At 33.8% G+C, this 19,442-nt stretch carries 23 protein-coding genes and 2 pseudogenes; 19 read left to right on the forward strand and 6 right to left on the reverse strand.

Annotated features, from left to right (window positions below; translation table 11 throughout):
• The first annotated feature begins 37 nt into the window (after positions 1 to 37).
• The 15 genes and pseudogenes from MHH88_RS06915 to MHH88_RS06985 all read left to right on the forward strand — a co-directional run bounded on the left by MHH88_RS06915 (position 38) and on the right by MHH88_RS06985 (position 10,731).
• Entirely contained in the window at positions 38 to 526 is a 489-nt protein-coding gene (locus MHH88_RS06915; RefSeq protein WP_339262048.1) for a hypothetical protein, read from the forward strand.
• Positions 527 to 1,201: 675 nt separating this feature from the next.
• Positions 1,202 to 1,870, forward strand: coding sequence for a hypothetical protein (locus MHH88_RS06920; RefSeq protein WP_339262050.1), 669 nt, complete (start codon positions 1,202 to 1,204; stop codon positions 1,868 to 1,870).
• 178 nt (positions 1,871 to 2,048) lie between these two features.
• On the forward strand, positions 2,049 to 2,330 hold the full coding sequence (locus tag MHH88_RS06925; protein WP_339262052.1) for a hypothetical protein: 282 nt from the start codon (positions 2,049 to 2,051) through the stop codon (positions 2,328 to 2,330).
• 50 nt (positions 2,331 to 2,380) lie between these two features.
• On the forward strand, positions 2,381 to 3,172 hold the full coding sequence (locus MHH88_RS06930) for a terminase small subunit (protein ID WP_339262054.1): 792 nt from the start codon (positions 2,381 to 2,383) through the stop codon (positions 3,170 to 3,172).
• Between the two features lie 2 nt (positions 3,173 to 3,174).
• A complete protein-coding gene (locus MHH88_RS06935; RefSeq protein WP_339262056.1) occupies positions 3,175 to 3,855 on the forward strand; it encodes an AAA family ATPase in 681 nt (226 codons plus the stop codon).
• 104 nt (positions 3,856 to 3,959) lie between these two features.
• A complete protein-coding gene (locus MHH88_RS06940; protein WP_339262058.1) occupies positions 3,960 to 4,292 on the forward strand; it encodes a hypothetical protein in 333 nt (110 codons plus the stop codon).
• 91 nt (positions 4,293 to 4,383) lie between these two features.
• Positions 4,384 to 6,012 (forward strand): terminase TerL endonuclease subunit, encoded by a 1,629-nt coding sequence (locus tag MHH88_RS06945; protein WP_339262060.1) that lies wholly within the window; start codon positions 4,384 to 4,386, stop codon positions 6,010 to 6,012.
• 2 nt (positions 6,013 to 6,014) lie between these two features.
• Complete coding sequence (locus MHH88_RS06950) at positions 6,015 to 7,274, forward strand: phage portal protein (RefSeq protein ID WP_339262062.1); 1,260 nt, start codon at positions 6,015 to 6,017, stop codon at positions 7,272 to 7,274.
• 129 nt (positions 7,275 to 7,403) lie between these two features.
• Positions 7,404 to 7,796, forward strand: a complete 393-nt coding sequence (locus MHH88_RS06955) for a hypothetical protein (RefSeq protein ID WP_339262064.1) — start codon at positions 7,404 to 7,406, stop codon at positions 7,794 to 7,796.
• Positions 7,797 to 7,809: 13 nt separating this feature from the next.
• Complete coding sequence (locus MHH88_RS06960; protein ID WP_339262066.1) at positions 7,810 to 8,124, forward strand: hypothetical protein; 315 nt, start codon at positions 7,810 to 7,812, stop codon at positions 8,122 to 8,124.
• The gene (locus tag MHH88_RS06965; protein WP_339262067.1) at positions 8,124 to 8,297 is read left to right on the forward strand and encodes a hypothetical protein; all 174 of its coding nucleotides are present in this window, start codon (positions 8,124 to 8,126) and stop codon (positions 8,295 to 8,297) included. Before MHH88_RS06960 ends, MHH88_RS06965 begins: the two co-directional genes overlap by 1 nt.
• Positions 8,298 to 8,312: 15 nt before the next feature.
• Positions 8,313 to 9,739, forward strand: a pseudogene (locus tag MHH88_RS06970) (phage tail protein).
• A gap of 20 nt (positions 9,740 to 9,759) precedes the next feature.
• Positions 9,760 to 9,972: a phage holin family protein gene (locus MHH88_RS06975; RefSeq protein WP_339262068.1), complete on the forward strand. Its 213-nt coding sequence runs from the start codon at positions 9,760 to 9,762 to the stop codon at positions 9,970 to 9,972.
• Positions 9,965 to 10,072, forward strand: coding sequence for a hypothetical protein (locus MHH88_RS06980; protein ID WP_339262069.1), 108 nt, complete (start codon positions 9,965 to 9,967; stop codon positions 10,070 to 10,072). The genes MHH88_RS06975 and MHH88_RS06980 overlap by 8 nt, the downstream gene beginning before the upstream one ends.
• Complete coding sequence (locus MHH88_RS06985; protein ID WP_339262070.1) at positions 10,069 to 10,731, forward strand: M15 family metallopeptidase; 663 nt, start codon at positions 10,069 to 10,071, stop codon at positions 10,729 to 10,731. The genes MHH88_RS06980 and MHH88_RS06985 overlap by 4 nt, the downstream gene beginning before the upstream one ends.
• Before the next feature lie 157 nt (positions 10,732 to 10,888).
• On the opposite strand, the gene MHH88_RS06990 is transcribed toward MHH88_RS06985, so the two are convergent.
• The 3 genes from MHH88_RS06990 to MHH88_RS07000 are packed head-to-tail and all read right to left on the reverse strand — an operon-like array spanning position 10,889 to position 13,787.
• Positions 10,889 to 11,539, reverse strand: coding sequence for a hypothetical protein (locus MHH88_RS06990; protein ID WP_339262072.1), 651 nt, complete (start codon positions 11,537 to 11,539; stop codon positions 10,889 to 10,891).
• Between the two features lie 46 nt (positions 11,540 to 11,585).
• On the reverse strand, positions 11,586 to 12,275 hold the full coding sequence (locus MHH88_RS06995; protein ID WP_339262074.1) for a hypothetical protein: 690 nt from the start codon (positions 12,273 to 12,275) through the stop codon (positions 11,586 to 11,588).
• A 15-nt stretch (positions 12,276 to 12,290) separates the two neighbouring features.
• Complete coding sequence (locus MHH88_RS07000; protein ID WP_339262076.1) at positions 12,291 to 13,787, reverse strand: nitrilase-related carbon-nitrogen hydrolase; 1,497 nt, start codon at positions 13,785 to 13,787, stop codon at positions 12,291 to 12,293.
• 415 nt (positions 13,788 to 14,202) lie between these two features.
• On the opposite strand from MHH88_RS07000, the gene MHH88_RS07005 reads away from it, so the two are divergent.
• Together MHH88_RS07005 and MHH88_RS07010 are read left to right on the forward strand one after the other, a co-directional pair.
• A protein-coding gene (locus MHH88_RS07005; RefSeq protein ID WP_339259661.1) for an IS3 family transposase occupies positions 14,203 to 15,353 on the forward strand; the annotation gives its coding sequence in 2 pieces (ribosomal slippage) (positions 14,203 to 14,476 and positions 14,476 to 15,353; 1,152 coding nt in all).
• Between the two features lie 142 nt (positions 15,354 to 15,495).
• A complete protein-coding gene (locus MHH88_RS07010; RefSeq protein WP_339262078.1) occupies positions 15,496 to 16,230 on the forward strand; it encodes a hypothetical protein in 735 nt (244 codons plus the stop codon).
• A 79-nt stretch (positions 16,231 to 16,309) separates the two neighbouring features.
• Here the strand turns inward: MHH88_RS07010 and MHH88_RS07015 are convergent, their stop codons facing one another.
• A complete protein-coding gene (locus MHH88_RS07015; protein WP_339262080.1) occupies positions 16,310 to 16,507 on the reverse strand; it encodes a hypothetical protein in 198 nt (65 codons plus the stop codon).
• 18 nt (positions 16,508 to 16,525) lie between these two features.
• Complete coding sequence (locus MHH88_RS07020; RefSeq protein WP_339262082.1) at positions 16,526 to 17,068, reverse strand: hypothetical protein; 543 nt, start codon at positions 17,066 to 17,068, stop codon at positions 16,526 to 16,528.
• Between the two features lie 457 nt (positions 17,069 to 17,525).
• On the opposite strand from MHH88_RS07020, the gene MHH88_RS07025 reads away from it, so the two are divergent.
• Positions 17,526 to 17,699, forward strand: coding sequence for a type II toxin-antitoxin system HicA family toxin (locus tag MHH88_RS07025; protein WP_339262084.1), 174 nt, complete (start codon positions 17,526 to 17,528; stop codon positions 17,697 to 17,699).
• Between the two features lie 50 nt (positions 17,700 to 17,749).
• Entirely contained in the window at positions 17,750 to 18,133 is a 384-nt protein-coding gene (locus MHH88_RS07030; RefSeq protein WP_108029660.1) for a type II toxin-antitoxin system HicB family antitoxin, read from the forward strand.
• 147 nt (positions 18,134 to 18,280) lie between these two features.
• Here MHH88_RS07030 and MHH88_RS07035 read toward each other — a convergent pair.
• A pseudogene (locus MHH88_RS07035) lies at positions 18,281 to 19,087 on the reverse strand (hypothetical protein); the annotation flags it as partial.
• Between the last annotated feature and the right edge of the window lie 355 nt (positions 19,088 to 19,442).

The following is a 19,442-nucleotide window of genomic DNA, read 5'->3' on the forward strand; positions in this document are numbered from 1 at the left end:
TTATAAAAGGATATATAATAGGGAAGGTGGAATTTATTTGGAAAATTTATTAACTGAAATTGAAAAATGTATAGAGCATGGTTTATATCAGACTGCTATAGGAATGACATTAGCTATTCCTGATATGTGTGGTGCTTTAGAATCTGAAAATGGAGAAGCAAGTAATCAAAAATATAAAACTTGGTTGCAAATCAATGTTGATGAAGGAATTGGACTTTCTGCAGAAGATTGTTACAAATTTAGATGCTCTTTTCTACATCAAAGAAGTACAGTGCATCAAAAATCGACCTATGACAGAATTGTTTTTACTGACCCCGAATTCGAAGGTACAGTGCATAATTGTGAAGGTAATAAGGTTTTAAATATTGATTTAAGGATTTTCTGTTTCTCAATTATTAACGCAGCTAGAAAATGGCTAGATAAAGTAAAAGACGATCCGAATTTTATAAAAAATTATAAGAATTGCTTTAGGAAAAACCCTGAGGGAGTAATTAGATTAGTTGGAAATGTTGATGTCTATGGATAAAATTCGTTTTATCAAAAAGTGAACTTTCTAACACCAGCGAAGTTCGCAAAAATCTGTAGTAAATTGATATTGTGATAATTTTTCAAAAGTGCACGGAAATAATGCTGAAAATTAGCTGAAACTTTATTACGAGTTCCACTAGTGTCGATGCATTTGAATTATAAAAAAAGGTAAATTTGTAATGGATTTATTGAACTTAGAAACAGACCAAATTATTGATAAATGGTGTGGTGGGAAGAAGAAACTAGGTCGACATTATCGAAAATAAGAAAACAAGAAGTCACATTTAACAAAGTGTGGCTTTTTTGCTAATCCAAATGGGAATTAGCTTAAAAGTAATAATTACACTTATTACCAAAAATGTAGCATTAAGAACTAATTCAAGTTGTTAAAATACATATATTACATATATTAGTGTATAATTAATTAAGTAAATATTATATTAAAATGAGGTGATTTTAGTTGAGTAGTAAAAAAAATATAATAAAAAATAGAGTGCTTTGGGCGTCTGTTTTTTTCTTTGTAGCATTATTACTTATTATGCAGCTACAAACAAATTTAAATTTGTTAATAAAAATTTTTATTGCAATAATTATTTCTACGTTATTTTTCTTATTTAATTATCCCTTGAAAAACAAAAAATGAAATGGTATTATATTCCTTAGGAGGGATAATATGACAAAGAAAAACAAAGATGGATTATTTAAAATTATTATGGTAGTAGCAATCGCTATGTTTTCTATTCTAGGGGTATTTACTGAAAACACTAATGCAAGAGAATACGATGAAAGCGAGAACTTAGAAGAAATTGCATTAGATGAAAGCGAGAACTTAGAGGAAGAAATTGCATTAATGGAAGATTCCTTAGAGCTAATTTATGAGACAGGTGTAGTTACTAACGAAAAAGGTTATTTCTTAGGGTATAATAGAGAGGTTTTTGAAAATGTATTGAGTAAGTACGATGATTATGAAGGGTTTATGCAACAAATTGAGGATGAGGGGTTATTTGTCACTACAAATCAAATCGATATTTCTGAAAAACCTCAAATCGGTACTAGAGCTGCAGCTTGTGGATGGCATTTAATGAGACCAACAGCAGAATTTACAGCAGCCCAAAATAAATGTATCACTAATGGTATAACTTCTAGTTATGGTTACATAGCTATAGCAAGTACTATAGCAAATTTAATTGCAGATAAAGAGTTTAAATTAGCTGCAGAAAAAATAATTAAATTAGGATTTAATTCAAATATTTGGGGAGTTATTACAACCCTTACGTTGATTCAGATAGAATGCGCAGCAGAAATGGATAAAAAATTCCCTGGAAAAAGTAATTGTGAGTAAAAAAGTGTTGACTAATTGCATATGAAAAAGTGGAGACTACTAAATCGGTAGTCTCTTTTTATGATTTTACCAAAAAAGAAAAAAAGAGCTATATTGAACAAAGCTTTCTTTTAGTTATGCTCTACATTTCTATTAATTCAATTAAAATTATGATAAGTATTGTGGAGAGGTGATGATATTGGAAAACTTCGAATGCCCTTGTGGTTACACTGGCAATGTAAAAGAAGCATTGCATCGAGATAGTAAGCATATGAAGAAAAATCAAATCCGTTCATATATTCTTTGCCCGCATTGTGGAGGAGAAGAAACCATTTTCGTTGAAGATGAACTTACAGAGAAATATGCACGTGAACAAGAGGTGTTATCTGAAAAATGGCAAAAGCTAAACAAAAAGCGTATTTTACGCATGGAATCACTAAAAGCGAAATACCTAGAATATAAGGAAAAGCAATCGAAGTAATAACACTTCAAAACGCCTGTAAGTAGGGTGGGAGGTGGTGCAGGTGCAATATGGCTAGAAATAAAAACCGAAATAAAGCGTGGAAATACTACCTGAAAAATAAGGGCAACGTAACGTTAAAAGCATTAGCGGTTAAGTATGGTGTTAGTGAAAGTACTATACGTCGCTGGAAAAAGGAAGACCGTTGGGATGAAGAACAACCGCCAAGTTTGCGTAAGAAAAAATCTGTACGTGGCAGTCCCCAAAAAACAGTTGAATATGAATTAATTCCAAGCAACGGTCTAAATGATAGGCAGTTGCTTTTTTGTATGTACTATGTGAAGTATTGGAACGCCACAAAAGCTTATCAGAAAGCGTACCAATGCGATTATGTGACCGCTAATCGAAACGCTCATCGAATGATGGTAAATGAAGGTATAAGGAGTGAAATTATTCGCTTGAAAAATCAATTAGCGGATAGTGTGATGTTAGATGCTCGACAAGTGTTGCAAAAGTATATAGATATTGCCTTTGCTGACATTACTGATTTCGTAGATTTTGGCACAAAAACGTATACAACGAAAGAGCATGTTGGTGAAGATAGCGAAGGGAAACCAATTTATGATGAACAAATGCATGTCTATTCCTTTGTCGATTTGAAAGAAGCGGAACAAGTGGATGGCTCAATTATTACGGAAGTTAGGAAAAGTAAGGATGGTGTTTCTGTGAAGCTAGCCGATAAGATGGCAGCACTCGCCATTTTATCAAAGTGCACGAATTTGTTGAATGATGACCAGTTGAAGCGTTTGCGTGAAGAAAAATTGAAGGTAGAAATTAAAGCGACAGAAGCAAAGGTGTGGTAAGAATGGCGAAGTATGCAGTATTAAAATCGTTTTATGCCTCCCAAGCATGGACACAACTAAGGCTTCGATTAATCAATGAACGGGGCATAACATGTGAGCATTGCGGAAAACGTGTGACGAAAACGAAAGATTTAATAGGCCATCATAAGGTGGAGTTAACGCCAGTGAATGTTCATGACCATCTGATTAGTTTGAATCCTGAATTGATTGAATTGATCTGCTTTGATTGCCATAACAAAGAACATCGGCGTTTTGGTTATCAAGGAGTGAAAAAGGTTTATATGGTCTATGGTCCACCAATGTCGGGCAAGACAACATATGTTACCCAACACATGCAACGTGGTGATCTCGTAGTTGATATGGATGCATTGTATGCAGCAGTCTCCATGTTACCAACTTATGATAAGCCAGATAACTTGTTTAATAATGTTACCGCTATTCATAGCACGCTCATTGATAATATCAAAACACGTTATGGCAAGTGGCATAATGCGTGGGTAATTGGTGGATATGCGGATAAGTACAAACGTGAGCGATTAGCGGAAGAGCTTGGAGCGGAACTAATTTTCTGTGACGTCAGTAAAGAAGAGTGCATAGGGAGATTACAACAAGATGCTGCTAGACAATATCGAAAAGCAGATTGGACAAACTACATTGCCAAGTGGTTTGAACAACATACGTAATACCCCCCTATACATGCAAACGATAGTTCCCAGGGGGACCGATGGGGGGACACAAATTCCATACACGGCAAAAATTTTGAAATCGGATTGAGTGTGATTGAGCTGTGACTAAAAATGAGGTATTCACGAAAGAAAAAGAGAAGTTAACTAATATTTTTCTAGAGGTTGAACCCTCGAAGCGGAAGCTTGTTGAGGGATTAATTGACGATGCTGCATTCCTGAAAGCTGAAAATTATCAGTTGAAATGTTTACTACAGGATACAGGGATGATACAAATACACCCATCACAACGTCATTTGCAAAAGCCAACAGAAGCGGCCAGACAATATTTAAAAAATGTGAACAGTTATGCTGTTATTATAAAAACGCTCAATGGTGTTCTAGCGAAAAATATTATGGATGACGATAATGATTTGAGTGAATTTGAAGATGAATAACCAATACATTTATCCATATTTGGAACACTCTTATTTGCTTCAATATATCGCGAAATGTAAAGCAGGCGAAATAATTATAGGAAAAGAGCTGATGATGGAACTTGATAGATTGTTACTTCATTTTGAAGATCACCATATTAAAATTGAATTCAAAGATGCTCAGAAAAGAATAAAATTTATTGAAACAAAATGTAAGCATTTCGAAGCGCCATTTGCGGGAAAGCCTTTTTTATTAGAGCTTTTTCAAAAGGCATTTATTGAAGCCATCTATATTTTTAAAGTCTATGATGATGAGATTGATAGATGGATTCGGTTACATCAAGATGTACTGTATTTAGTGGCTCGTAAAAACGGAAAAACACCTTTGATTTCAGCTATTTCACTAGCTGAATTTTTTTGTGGTGAAATGGGGACGCGGATTTTATGTTCCAGTAATGACTATGAGCAGGCAGATTTAATGTTTCAAGCCATTAATGCGATGCGAGAAGAAAGTAGATCGCTTGAAAAGGTTACACGTAGCAATATAAAAGGCATTTTCTTTGGAAATCCTAAAAAGCCGAAAAAACGTGGAAAGTTTAGCTATGAAAATAAAGGACACATCAAAAAAATATCGGCAAAGACAGGGGCAAAAGAAGGGAAAAATATTCGAGTTGGAGCCGTAGATGAAGTGCATGAGTTAAAAGATAATACGTCCATTATGCCAATTCGGCAAGCTTTATCAACGCAAGATGATCCACTATATATTGAATTAACGACTGAGGGGATTATCAATGATGGCTATTTAGATGAACGCTTACGTGAAGCGAGGAAGGTACTAAATGGTGAACTGGAACGTCCACGTTGGTTGATTTGGATGTATACGCAAGATAATGAACAAGAGGTATGGCAAGATGAACGTTCATGGTCAAAGTCGAATCCTGGTATCGGTGTTATTAAGAAACGAAGCTTCTTACAAAAAATGATTGAGGAAGCTAAAACAAGTAAAACCATGCGCGTGTTCGTATTGTCAAAGGATTTTAATATTAAACAAAATAATGCCACAGCATGGTTAACAACAGACATCATAAAAAATGAAGAGACATTCGATATTGAAGCGTTTCGCAATGCCTTTGGTATTGGTGGTGTTGATTTATCCAAAACGGGCGACTTAACCTGTGCAAGAATTATGATGATGCGTCCAGGTAATCCGAAAAAATATATGCTTAGACGTTACTTTATTCCAGAATCGAAACTCGAAAACTTACCAAAAGAAGAGAAAAAGCGATTTGAGGAATGGATTCGAGAAGATCGCATAGAAGTCTCTCCTGGTAATGAAAATGACTTCCGCTTGGTGACAAAGTGGTTTGTGAGAATGTATCGAGATTTCGGCATTCGGATATATAAGATAGGGTATGACAAGTGGTCGGCGATATATTGGGTAAAAGAAATGGAGCACTATGGTTTTGATTTAGAACGGGTGAACCAAGATTTTAGTTTGTCCGAGCCAATGAAGCTAGTAGAAAGTGATTTGAAAAGTAAATTAATCGTTTATGACGATGATCCAATCGATCGATGGTGTTTAGAAAATACAGCTTTAAATTTTAATAGCAAAATGGATATTATGCCGGTGAAGGTTGAGCGACAGGACCATAAGAAAATTGATGGTGCCGTCACAATGATTATTGCCTATAAAATTTATATAGAACATCGCGCTGAATTTATGCGGTTATTAGGGAGGTGAGTATGCTGGCTTTGAAAGACTTCTTTAAAAAGTGGATGACTTCTGATGATAGAAGAGAGACGCAACAAGCGAGGATGTTAAATGGCTACGTTCCTATCTTTTCGCAATTTGGACAAGATGTTTTTGCATCGGATGTTGTCCAAATGTGTGTAGATGTCATTGCAACAGAATGTAGTAAGTTGCAGCCTAAACATATACGCATTGATAGCAATGGCATGCAGCAACTAGTGAGAGGCAGCATTAACAGGCTGTTTAAATTTGCGCCAAATGAACTGATGACAACACGTGATTTTCTAGAGAAAATTATTTGGTTGTTGTACACCAATTATAATGCGTTTATTTATCCTATGTATGTCCTAAAGGATGATGGACGAGGGAATCACACAAGAGAGTATACAGGCTTTTATCCGTTAAATCCTACGATTGTGACGTTTTTACAAGATATGTCCAATCAGCTTTTTATTGAAATGGCGTTTGGAAACGGCGATAAATATGTACTACCTTATTCCGATGTCATTCATTTAAGAAAAAAATTCAGCAGCAATGACATTATGGGTGGTGGGGCACTCGGCACACCGGATAATCAAGCTTTGCTGAAAGTACTAAGTATCAATGATTCGTTGATGCAGGGTCTTGAAAAGGGAATGAAGGCGAGTCTACAAATACGAGGCATTATTAAAATCAATACAATGCTAGAAACAGAAGATGAAAAGAAAGAACGTGCACGTTTTGAACAAAAAATTCTGGATTCTAAATCTGGTGTTTTGCCACTGGACTTAAAGAATGATTATATTCCAATGGAAGTGAATCCTAAATTAATCGATAAGGATACATTAGCGTTTTTAGACCAAAAAATTTTACGTCATTACGGTGTTTCGGCTGCTATTTTGTCAGCTGATTTTACGGATGAACAATATCAAGCTTTTTATGAAAAAACGTTAGAGCAGATTATCATTAGTCTCGGTCAAGCTTTTACAAAAACAATTTTTACACAGAGAGAGCTCGATGTTGGGAACGAGATTGTCTTTTATCAAAAAGAACTGATGTATTTAAGTACAAAAGCGAAAATGGATTTATTGAAGACCGCTGGTGAACAAGGCTTATTAACGGATAATCAAAAGTTAGCATTGCTTGGCTATCCTCCAGTTGCGGGGGGAGAGAGACGTACGCAATCGTTAAATTACATTAATGTCAATTTAATTAATGCGTATCAAATGAGTAAGAAAAATGTAGGAACAGAGGGAGGCGATCAGAGTGAGTAAGCGTAAATTGCCTACTAGTGTAGAGCCTGTGACTCGGCAGGTCCACCAGGTCAAAGGGGCCCACAAGGTCCACCGGGTCCGCCAGGAGAAACACAGCATGCAGTAAATTTTAATCAGCAGATTCAGACATTGCAGACAACAGTAAATCAATTGAATGAAAAAAAGGCAAACAAAAAGCTACCAGACAGCATCCAATGTACACTTCAGGCTGGATGGAGTCATCAACGAAAGGCCCCTTTAATCTATTACAAAGACGAGTTTGGCATCGTGCATGTACAAGGGGAAATCATTAATTCCGGAAGCCAATCTCATAATGTATGTACAGTATTGCCAGTTGGATTTAGACCACGCAGTGATGTGGATAGACGGCAGGAAGTAGTTGCCATAGGGTACAAGTTTAATCATAGAGCGGTGAATGTTCCACCAATAGTAACGACAATTAGCATAGAACGCTCCGGTTTTATCCATTGTGATACCCAATTTGACAAGATCGTTATGGCATTTTCATTTAGAACAGATTAGGGAGGAATTCCTTGTGCGTAAGCAAGTTTATCAAGTGGATAGCGACGGGTTTATTGAGGAAGTATTTTTAGGCGAATTTGACGATAAGGGTCATTTGATTGATCCAATTGGTGAATACGTCACGACAGATTTACCACAACCTTTACCGTTCTATCGACCAAAATGGGATGGCACTCAATGGGGTGAAGGCGCAACGCATGAAGAGTTAGCTAAGTATAAAGAACAACAGTTATTGGAGAATTTAAAACCGTCAGTGCAAGAAATAACTGATGCAGATATAGAAGTAAAGATTCTTACCATGTTATTAGAAATGGAGGTAATCGAGTAATGGAGAAACATTTAGAAGGATTGACTCTTGTGCAAAAAAGATTGGTGAAAGCTTATGCTACGAGTATTATGGGGGGAGTTCGTACGGTTAAAGATGTGAAACCAGAAGTGTTGCAACGCTATGTAGAGTTAGAAATTGCAGAACGGGAAATTACTAAATTAGCAGATGCTTAAAAGAGGTGATATGTATTGATTTATGTCACGTCAATAGATGGTTCGCAGGTTGAGCCACTTGATCATATTGAGACTGATTTTAATATGGAACAATCAGTAGACGGCACTTTTACAGTGTCGTTTTCTTGTTATAAAGGTACAAACAATCCTGGATATGATGTATTGGCGTTAGAGTCCATAGTTACTGTGGATGAGTATGATTTTAGAGTCAAGCAGTATAGCAATACTGTTCGTAGTAAAACAGTAATGGCCGTCAGTGTATTTTACGACTTGACTAAAGTACAACAACATACCCTATTTAGTGGACAGCATACACTACAAAATCATATTCACTTTGCGTTAAATGGTACGGGTTGGACAGTGATTATTGATGATGATATTGCACAAAAGACGAATTATATACGCTCGTTAGGTAAAGGTAATATCGTGTCATTAGTTAAAAAAATATGCAAGTATCATGACGTTGAATATTTACTATTGCCTGATAAAAAAATTCATTTTAAAAAGGAAATTGGCGGTGATTACGACTATCAATATCGTTATAAACACAATATTTCAAGTGTAGTGCTAAATGAGGATACAATGAACTTAGCGACCATAATAAAAGGATACGGTGCGAATGGTTTAACAGTCGAATACCGGTCACCGAACGTTGCTACGTTTGGGTCGTTAGAAGCGGAACCAGTGAGAGATGAGCGTTTACAAACCGTGAAACATTGCTCAATTATATAAAATTACAGCTGAAAGACGTGCCAGAATTAGCGATTGAGTCAACGATTCCTGAACTCGTTGAACGTGAAATTGGGGAACGCATATGGTTGATTTATGAGCCATTGCATATCGAAATGCAGACACGGATTCTCCAACAAACAAAGGTATTGCGTGAAGGGAAATTAATCACCCAAAGTGTGGTATTTGGTAATAGCTTACCGAAAACAGCAGAGGATGTGATGGTAGATCAGAAAAAGGAGTTAGACGATACGAATGAAGAATTAGGTGAAATGAAACAAGAGTTGACTGCAAATATGGATGAAACAAAGAAAGAGTTTCAGAGTATATTTGACAAAACGGACGATAGAATCACATTGGAAGTGACACAGTTAAATCGATCTATTGGTGCTATTGAAGTAAAAGCAGATAACATTAGTCAAACGGTTAATAATCGCATTACAAATGAAGTAGCGGTTATTAATGTACGTGCAAATCAAATACAGTCGACTGTAAGTGCTCAAAACGTTTCCATTGGCAATTTAAATAACCGTATAGGCAGCGCTGAAAGTAGTATTACGCAGCAATCTTGGCAAATCAGTCAAAAGGTAAGTATAACTGATTATAACGGAAATAGAATAGCTTCGTTAATTAATCAGACATCCACTACAATTAGCATTCAAGCATCAAAAATCAATCTTGTAGGGGCAGTCTTGGTGGCATTGACCATTTAATCAAAGCATTCGTTATTTTTATGGCGATTGATTATATTTTAGGCGTTATGGTTGCCTTTGTTGTGAAAAATGTAGATAGCAGAAAAGCTTTAATCGGACTGTTTAAAAAAGTGGCCATGATTTTGATGGTCATTGCAGCAGTACAACTGGACTTGGCAACCGAAAGTGGCAACTTTATGCGCAATGCCATGATTCTTTTTTCTAATTGGTATGGAAGGAATCAGTATGATTGAGAATCTTGGAAAGCTAGGGTTGAAAGTACCGAAGTTTTTTACGAACTCTTTTAAACAGCTACAAATCGACAATGATGATAAAAAGGATGATAAACAATGAGTGTCACAACAACATGCCGAGATTTAGTCGAATTACTACCAGTGGCGCAAACGGCTTGCAGATTGTTATTTCAAGAGTGCTACAGAGAAGGGATAAAAGACATCTTTATTACCGAAACATATCGTTCACAAGCACGCCAAAATTATCTATATGCACAGGGTAGAACAAGACCAGGCAAAATAGTGACGTGGACGTTGAAGAGTAATCATACTTCACGTTTAGCATGGGACATTGCCGTAGCTCCTCCTAAACCCTTATATGATGTAGATATATTAACAAAAGTCGGGGCTATAGCTCGTAAGTTAGGCATTACCTGGGGCGGTGATTGGGTACGCAGAATAGACCGTCCATATTTTGAAGTGAAACGCAATTGGAAGATGCCTAGAGGCTACAAATTAGAAGGACAAGTAATTGTGCCAAGTAATAGTAAATTGAAAGTCCAATTAATTGTAAAAGACAAGAAGCAGGAAGTTAAAGTGGCAAATACAATATGGAATCCAGGTTCACCAGCGATGAGAACGGAGACGGAAAACTTTATTGCAAAAGCAGTGAAGGATGGGATTATTCAAGCTTCACATTTAAAGGATTTACAAAGTGGTACTATGACAACTGACCGTTTAATTGGTTTGTACATCACGATTCAGGAAAGACGTAAATAAAAATTGCTGTCACTAAACAAGCAATTAAGCTGAGGATTCTTTTGTTAATGGAAGAGTTTTACTCGATAAATAATAAAAAGAACCAAGCGTTCATAAAGGAGTGCTTGGCTCTTAAATAACTTAATTAATAATAATGTGAAGAGTCATTTTAGTAAATTTAACCTTCAGATATTTTAGCTAATATATAGGCTTTTTCGATATCAGATTGATATTTTTGTAACAAATTAAAGAAAAGCTCAATAATTTCAGGTGAAAGTAATGTTTCTTTATTTAATATTCGTTTAAATGAATTATAAGTATGATTGTTATCAACGAAAAATTCAATTAAATAATCAAAAAAAGTAACAATATCCCAAATAGTGTCTTTATTATATTCTTTATTAAAATTTTTGTTTACAGTTTTCATTATTATATTTGGAGATCGATGTATTCTTTTAATTGTCATTGTATTAATTATTTCTTCAATGATAAAATGAATTTCATTGTTCTCCAAATTTAATACCTTTAACGAATGTTCTCTTAAACCCCATTTATTATCTAAATATTTTTTAAAAGCATTTTTTAAAATGGATTCATCTAAATTATTCTCTATAAATTTTCGAAGAGTATCCATGTTGTTTTTTAAATAAAAATCTGATAGATCGAATATCACTTCTTCTAAAACACGGTCTATTTCTAGATTATCTTCATCACCATATTCAGAATCGATAAGTCCTAAACTATTCAATATTTTTATTTGTGTATTCCAGGATGCCTCTTTAAATAGTTTGTCAAAATCTTTGAGTTTTTGCTCTAAAGTTTTATCCATTTAATCCATTCCCCTCAATTAGTAATATAATTATGAAAATTTTAGGTTAAATTTCAACATCATCTTCATTATAATTAGATATGAAAAAGGGTTTACTTTCACTACAATCAATTACTAATTTTGATTTATTATATTTTTTATTAAATAATTTATTATTTTCAGTCTGTTTATCATTTTTATAAGTAGCAAATAGTAATTCTGTATTATTTAAATTATTTCTCTTCTTTTTATGTAATGAATTTATTACTTCACTCCCTTTATAACTTAAAGTGCGTAAATTATAATTAGATAGTTGATTTGAAATTACTAATTCTTTATTTTCTAGTTCATGCCAATAATTGCTTGATTCTTCTAATGCGTTACTTTCATTGGTTTCTAATTTTAAAAGGATTTCCTTTTTGTAGTATAGCTCTAATAATAAATTAACTTCATTATCTGTTAATTCATTTACAAATAAATCGAAGTCAATAATTTTTTTTATTTGTCCAATAATTTGTGAAGTACCACTTAATTTTCCCAAGTAATAGCTCTTTTTATCTTTAATTTCTTGATACGATAATTTATCATCTAATATTGTTTTTATGTCTTCTATTTTATCCATGTTTTGTGCATTTAAATTTGAAGAGATAGCAGATAACAATATGTTAACTTGTGTATCAAAATCAGTGTCAAAATTGTCGCCTTTTTTTAAAGATTTAATTATGGTGAATGTATCCATAAGGATTTTGCGATCCATTAGTGTTAAACTCCTTTAAAATAATTCTTTTATACTTTTTATTTCGGAAGAATTATTTGTAATATATGGATTTTTTATTCCTGGTAGATTTATTAAATTTTTAACTTCTTTTTCACTATTATTGCCTATGATTACAACCGCTTTGTTTTTCTCTGAAAGCTCCTGAAATCTCCGTTTGAATTTTCCGCTATCGGGTTTATGTGTCATAGCCATTACGAATATTATATCCACAAGCCTATCTTCTAAAACATCAGCAATTTCATCTATAATAAAATCAATACAAATTAAAATAGCTATTCTTCCTAATGATGTATCAAAAATTGTTATATCTTTATTTATAAATGAAATTTTCTCGTAACCATCATGCATTTTAAAAGATTCTAAAATACCTGTGTGACTTTCGTCTTTCTTAATAATAAACTGATTCTGTTTATAAATTTTTTCTACTAGCTCTCCAGAACTGTTTATTACCCTAGAGACATTGTAAATATAAGTATTATTATTATTCCAAGAATGAAAACTACCAGGAAAGACCATTAATAAATTTACAGGTTCTTTATTCATAATTTTATTAAAATAATAGTTATCTATTTCAGCTTGAATCTTTTCTTGAAGCTCTACAGGTGCGGATAATTCAGGTAGTATAATAAAATGAGGGTTACTTTCAAGCAACTCATTTATACTTTTTATTATATTTTCCGTATATTCATTTTCGTTATTTATACCTTTGAAATAAAACAGTTTACTGTAATCATTTTGATCTTCTATACACCATTCATAATCATCGACAGTAAAATTTCCTGATAAAAAACCTATTTTTAAATCCCCAATATCACTATTTTTGAAATTTTTCGAAGTACCAAAATCTAAGTATTTGTGATTAATAGAATTATTAGAGAATTCTTTCTTGGTAAGGTGCAAGTTATTTAAAAAGTATTTTAATTTTAATCTATTCGGGTCAGTATGTGGTAACTTTTTCCTTATTTCAAAAATATAATTAGCGATTTTAGATTTTAATTTTAATAATAATACTCCGCGATGTGTATAAAAATGAGATTCTTTAATTATTTCATTTTCAATATAATCGAATAAAATACTAAAATGATTATCAAGAGTTCTAATCCATAAAACTATTCTAATTAATAAAAGTTTATTATTTCTTTGTTTTATTAAATCTCCTTTAATTATATATAAACTCGCGGGGTTTATATATTTAAATTCGTTAGAGAAATATGGTTTTGTAGAAAGGTGGTTATTCCATATTTGGTTTATTTCTACTATGTGGTTTTTAATGTCTCTTTGATCTATAAAATTCATTTCAGAATTAAAATCTTTAAAATTACTACCTTCTATTAAATAACATAAATTAGCAAACATGTCTAACAATGAAGCAAAGTTAGAATTCTCTGTACAACTGCAGTCAATAGAGGTACATTTGATATTTCCTTTTAAAATATCAATACTTTCACAGTTGCTACAAAATAGACTATCTACAAGGTTATTGTAATTCATAATCTTATCTTCTCCTTAAACTCAATGAAAAAGTTATCTTCATAATTAAGCATTCTTTTATATAATAACAATTTTTATCATTATTAACTAATCTACCATAAAATTAGAAATTAAAAATGAGAATTACTATTTTTACAGATTTCATGAGATAATAAATTAGTATATAAAGAAATCAGAGTAATTTTGTAAAATGTAAAACTAATTGCTTAAAGTAATAAATAACCTAAAAAACATGTCTTACATAGGTAGCAGTGTAAATAATAACATATTAATAGTTAAGTTTTAACAAAATTACATTTAAAGTTTTTAGTGTAAACATGGAACTGACCCCAATAGGTAAAGACAAATAAAAAAAGCATCTTCGATTGAAATTCGGGTATAGATACTTAAATTTCAATTTGGAGGTGTTTTTTCTATGGGAACAAGAGTGAGTTATCCATATGAAGTAAAAATGAAAGCGATTGAGATGCGATTAGCGGGGGTACCTGTCAAACAGATTCTATTGGAATTAAATATACGCCATAAAACACAGGTCGAAACATGGGTGCGTTGGTATAGAAATGGTGAAGTCAATCGTTTGAAACAACCTGTAGGCAAACAATATATCTTTAATAAAGGTCCTGAACCGGACAATGAACAAACGAAATTAGCATTGGAAAACCGTTATTTAAAGCAACAAATTGAGGTGCTAAAAAAGTACGCAGAGTTGGAGAGGAAGTGGTTGGAGAAGTAGCTGTACAGTTAGTTGCGTCACTAAGAAGCATGATGTCTGTAAAGGACATTTGTAAACACTTTGGGATTGCACGATCTACCTACTATCGTTGGAAACAGGCATCTACCGATGCAAGGTCTCGTCAAGCAATAGAGAGACGTATCGGTGAACTCTGTCGTGCAAATAAATTTCGCTATGGCTACAGAAAAATTACAGCACTCTTACGTCAAGAAATGTGCGTCAATCATAAAGTTGTTCAACGTATCATGCAAAAATATGGTTGGCAATGTCGCGTGAAAGTGAAAAAACGGAAACGAACAGGACAACCATATGCAATCGCAGCAAATTTATTAAATCGCGATTTTGAAGCCACAGCACCGTTACAGAAGCTCGTAACTGATATTACTTACTTGCCATTTGGTCAAAAACAGTTGTATCTTTCAAGTATTCAAGATTTATATAATGGTGAAATTATTGCCTATTCGATTGGAGACTGTCAAGATACTGATTTTGTGCTGGATACATTAGCTCAACTTCACCATTTGCCCGAAGGGTGTACGTTGCACAGTGACCAAGGGGCGGTATACACATCGTATGATTATCAACAGGCCGTAAAAGCAAAAGGCATTACCATGAGCATGTCCCGTAAAGGTACGCCCGCTGATAATGCCCCAATCGAATCGTTTCATTCTGTGTTAAAGTCTGAAACATTCTACTTAGACAATTTGAACAGTACTACGACGGCCATCGTAGAACAAACTGTCAAAGACTATATAAACTATTATAACAATAACCGAATTCAAACGAAACTAAACAACCAGTCGCCGGTTCAATACCGACAACTGGTTGAGTGATGCTTTTTTGATTACTGTCTTATATATCGGGGTCAGTCCCCATTACATTTGGTATTTTTTTAATACCATCCATTTCTATTGAAAAAATATTAAGATATTATTAGATAAACTAAGTAATATAAAACAGAGTAGGAGGAGCATAATGAAAAAATTATTTATTGTGTTATTAGCAGCGGTGGTATTTGCGATTGTGAATCCAACAAAATCAGAGGCTATTAGATATGATGGCGCAGAAGTATATAAAGATCAAACGGGGAAAATGACGTTTACCAAAGACATTAAGATTTATAAGAAAAATGAAGACGGTACATTTGATTCGTTAGTGGTGAAACGCAATAATTATTTTAGAACGTATGAAATTGAAAAATATGATGGCAAAACCTTTTATCAAATGGGGCCATATCGAGTACAAGCAACCAATCTAGTAGTTTTTAAAGAAATACCGATGAAAATTCGCGCATCTTTCTATGCAAATGTAACGTATATCAATATCAATCGTAACAGTGGCGAATATGGTAAAATCTTTACGGAATGGCGTGATACTTCCACATCAGATATGAATGGTGATCAAATGTTACGATATTGTGAGGACACTGGAAATGGTTTAAAGTGCGAAAAGCATTATCCTGGTTCAGATATGAAAGTTCTTGATACAAAATTTAAAAAAGCCGGTGTTCGTTATGAAGTAACGGAAGACTCAGAAGCGAAAACCTATCCATTAGAAGGTTCCAAAACGGAAAAAGCGATGCCAAAAGGAAGCATAGTTTATTCAGTAAGTGATTCCATTAATGCTTACCTATGTGTAAAAGAAGACTTGGAAGCAAAAGATGAACAATGTACGTGGCTTCCTATTGGAATTTTAAAACCGATTTATTAACGTGCTGACATAGTGAGAAAATGCATATTTGTATCGTTTTAAAGCCCAGGTACTCGATTGTTGAGCCTGGGCTTTATTGTTAGCTTATTCTTTTTTTCGTTTTAATTTGATAAGTAATACCAAACACTATGTTAAAAATTAAACAAAAATTTAACGGATTTAATAAAGCCCAAAGTAAACTTGATTCTAATGCTAAAAGCAATAAAATCCACAAAATCAAGCAGACATAATAGGCCAATATCATGGGTAAACAAAAAACTTTATCTAAATCCAGCATACAATTTCCTCCTATATACTAATCAAAACAAGAGGACGCTGCACCTGACATTGCTCCGCCTGCTGCACCTATAATAGCTCCTCCAGCAGCACCTACCGCATTTCCGATAACAGGAAGAACGGATCCGACACCAGCTCCTACCCCTAAGCCACTTAATGCACCAAGATAATACCCGCCAAGAACACCTAGTGTACATTTCCATTTAGAACGAGCCAATCTAGTTGTATGAACATGTTGTTCATCGTTATGTAATTCTATAATCAGTCCATTGGCAACTGATTTATAAATTAAATGCACCTCATTACCATGACTATCTATCGCTTGAGTTGGGAGTATTTCTGTATAATCACCTTTTGTAACCATTATATTCCCAGCTTCATCATTTTCAATTTTTGCGTCTTCATTTAACAAATCTAAACGCATGGTACTTTCATTTAAAATGGTAATGGAAAAATCGTTTTTCTGTTCAGCTGCAGAAACAGTGGATGCAGGTAAGCCAATATTTGCCGTGAAAAAGAATAAGAGAACCAAACAAGTCAGCATAAAAAATAATTTCCTCATTTGTATAAAGCCTCCTCTAATATTCTGATTATTCTATATTTTAAATAAAAAACATAAAACTGAAAATATAAAATACAAAATTGTAACAAAAAAATTTGTTTGGTTTTCAATAGAGAATACTTTAATGGATACATATTTTTAAATAGCATGAAACAGATTGTTTGAATAATAAAAGGGTATTGTTCATTAAATTGTGTAATTAATATAAACACAAAAATATTTGAATTATGCAAAGCGATTAATGAAAATGGTGTTGCGTTTCTTGCTCGTCCTTCAAAATCTAAAAAAACAAGCATAATCGTAGCAATAACAACGGCTACATATAGTGAAATGGGGATGAACATAAAAAATAATCGCCGGCATAAAATTTTAGTTATACGTAAACAATACGTATAAATTCATTGACTCCTTTCTTTTTGATACGTATAATACACGTATAGCGGAAAGGGGTTAAAAAATGAAAAAGAGAGAGTTAGAGAAACGCTTCTCGGCTAAAGGATGGAAATTTTTGACCCATGGTGGTAAACATGATATATGGGTGTCACCAACAGGCAAGAAAGAACAAATTCCTAGGCATAGAGAAGTAAATGAAGAATTAGCAAAAGGGCTCATTAGAAAGCACAACCTGTAAAAGGGTTGGCTTTCAAGCCCAATAAAAATAGAAACGAAAGAAGGTAGAAAATGAAAAATGTTGTAGTTTATCCTGTGGTTATTTCACCCCTATCAGCAGACGGTTTTCACTTAGTGACAATTCCTGATATTGACGGGATTACCCAAGGGGAAACTATTGCTGAAGCTATTGAGTATGCAAGGGATTATATAGGTAATGCTATAGCTTTTGCTGATGAACCAATAAATAAACCGAATACGGTTTCTTTTACACCAAAAGAAAATGATATTGTAACACTTGTAGATATTGATATAGAAGCACATAAGAAAGCTTTAGATTTAACACCAGTTAAAAAAACGTTAACTATTCCTAGCTATTTAAATGATTTAGGTATGAAACAAGGTATAAACTTTTCCCAAACTTTAACGGATGCTTTAAAAGACAAATTACTATAATAAATATACAAATTAGCATAATAAATTTACGAATAATTTAACTCTCTCTTTTTATTTTCGGCTTGATCATTTCAAGCCGTTTTTTTATTTTTTTCGAATTCTTTCCGTTTTGCTTTAAATTGATACCTTGTATTAGAAGCCCATTTTTTATATGTCTTCCATTGGTGACAGTGTACCGCCACCAACCCAAATGCCCGTGATTTGTCCGAGTGCGGTTAGGGTTGCTGTACCTCCTCCAATCGCATTGCCGAATAAGCTACCTATTGAACCAGCTAGCGAAATGCCAGAGAATCCCGAGCCGTCTAAACCTGTAATGGCACCTACGACTGCAAGGGTCACGACCGCAATTTCTTTCGTTAATGGTACAACTGCGGCTAAGCCGACACCAAGATCATTGACAATGCCATGAGAAGCGGAAGGGAGGTAGTCACCAATAATTTGGGTAAATCCGGAGTCACCAAGATAGAAGAAAGCTGCAATGGGGATAACGGGTCCAAATACTTTAAATCCAAATTGGAATCCTTGAATTAAATAATCTGTTGATTTCTCAAATCCTTGTTTTTTATGTGCAACAAGACAGAGCACAAACAATATAAAGACAGCTGTCCCACCAATTAGAGCAGTAGCGTCACCGCCTTGCAGTTTTAATACTGACATGGCAATAACATCGAGCAAAAAGGTGAATGGAATAAGTATCGCAAAAAATCGTTTTTGTCCACGGGTAAGCAAATGTTCATCTGTCACTTGTTCTATACCATCATTCGTTACAGATGAAGTTGTTAACTGAAGAGTGCCTCGCTTCATATCACGTTTTAATAAGATAAAAGCAGCTATCGTCGTCACAAGGCCCATCGTCATAACAAGCGGAATACTGGCTGAAACGACATCCCCTACTGGAATACCCGCAGCATCTGCAGTCAACTTTGGAGCGCCTTGAATCACAATATCACTAGAAAACGTTTCTTTCTAAGCTTTATAAGTAAGGGGCTTTGTCACTTAGAACATTAATACAAACATCTAGTCTACAATCAACGTCAACTATTAATACATATTAAAAATTTCATATAAAATTATAACTTTTCTGTAATAAAGCGTATGTGTTCAACTTAGGTTTAAAGAAAGCTACCCTTCTTTAGTAGTAAAAAGATAAGGGGGCACTAAAATACCAAACTTTTATTTTATATACAAATTATGTATAATTTGGTATTATAATAGTAATTATAAAAGGTATCATGCCAATTTTGGATAAATATAAATTACATATGGTACTAGTATTTCGTGATAACGGAAGGGTAGGTGATCCAATAAT

This window comes from Lysinibacillus sp. FSL K6-3209 (genome assembly GCF_037976175.1).
In the GTDB taxonomy this organism is placed as follows: domain Bacteria; phylum Bacillota; class Bacilli; order Bacillales_A; family Planococcaceae; genus Lysinibacillus; species Lysinibacillus sphaericus_D.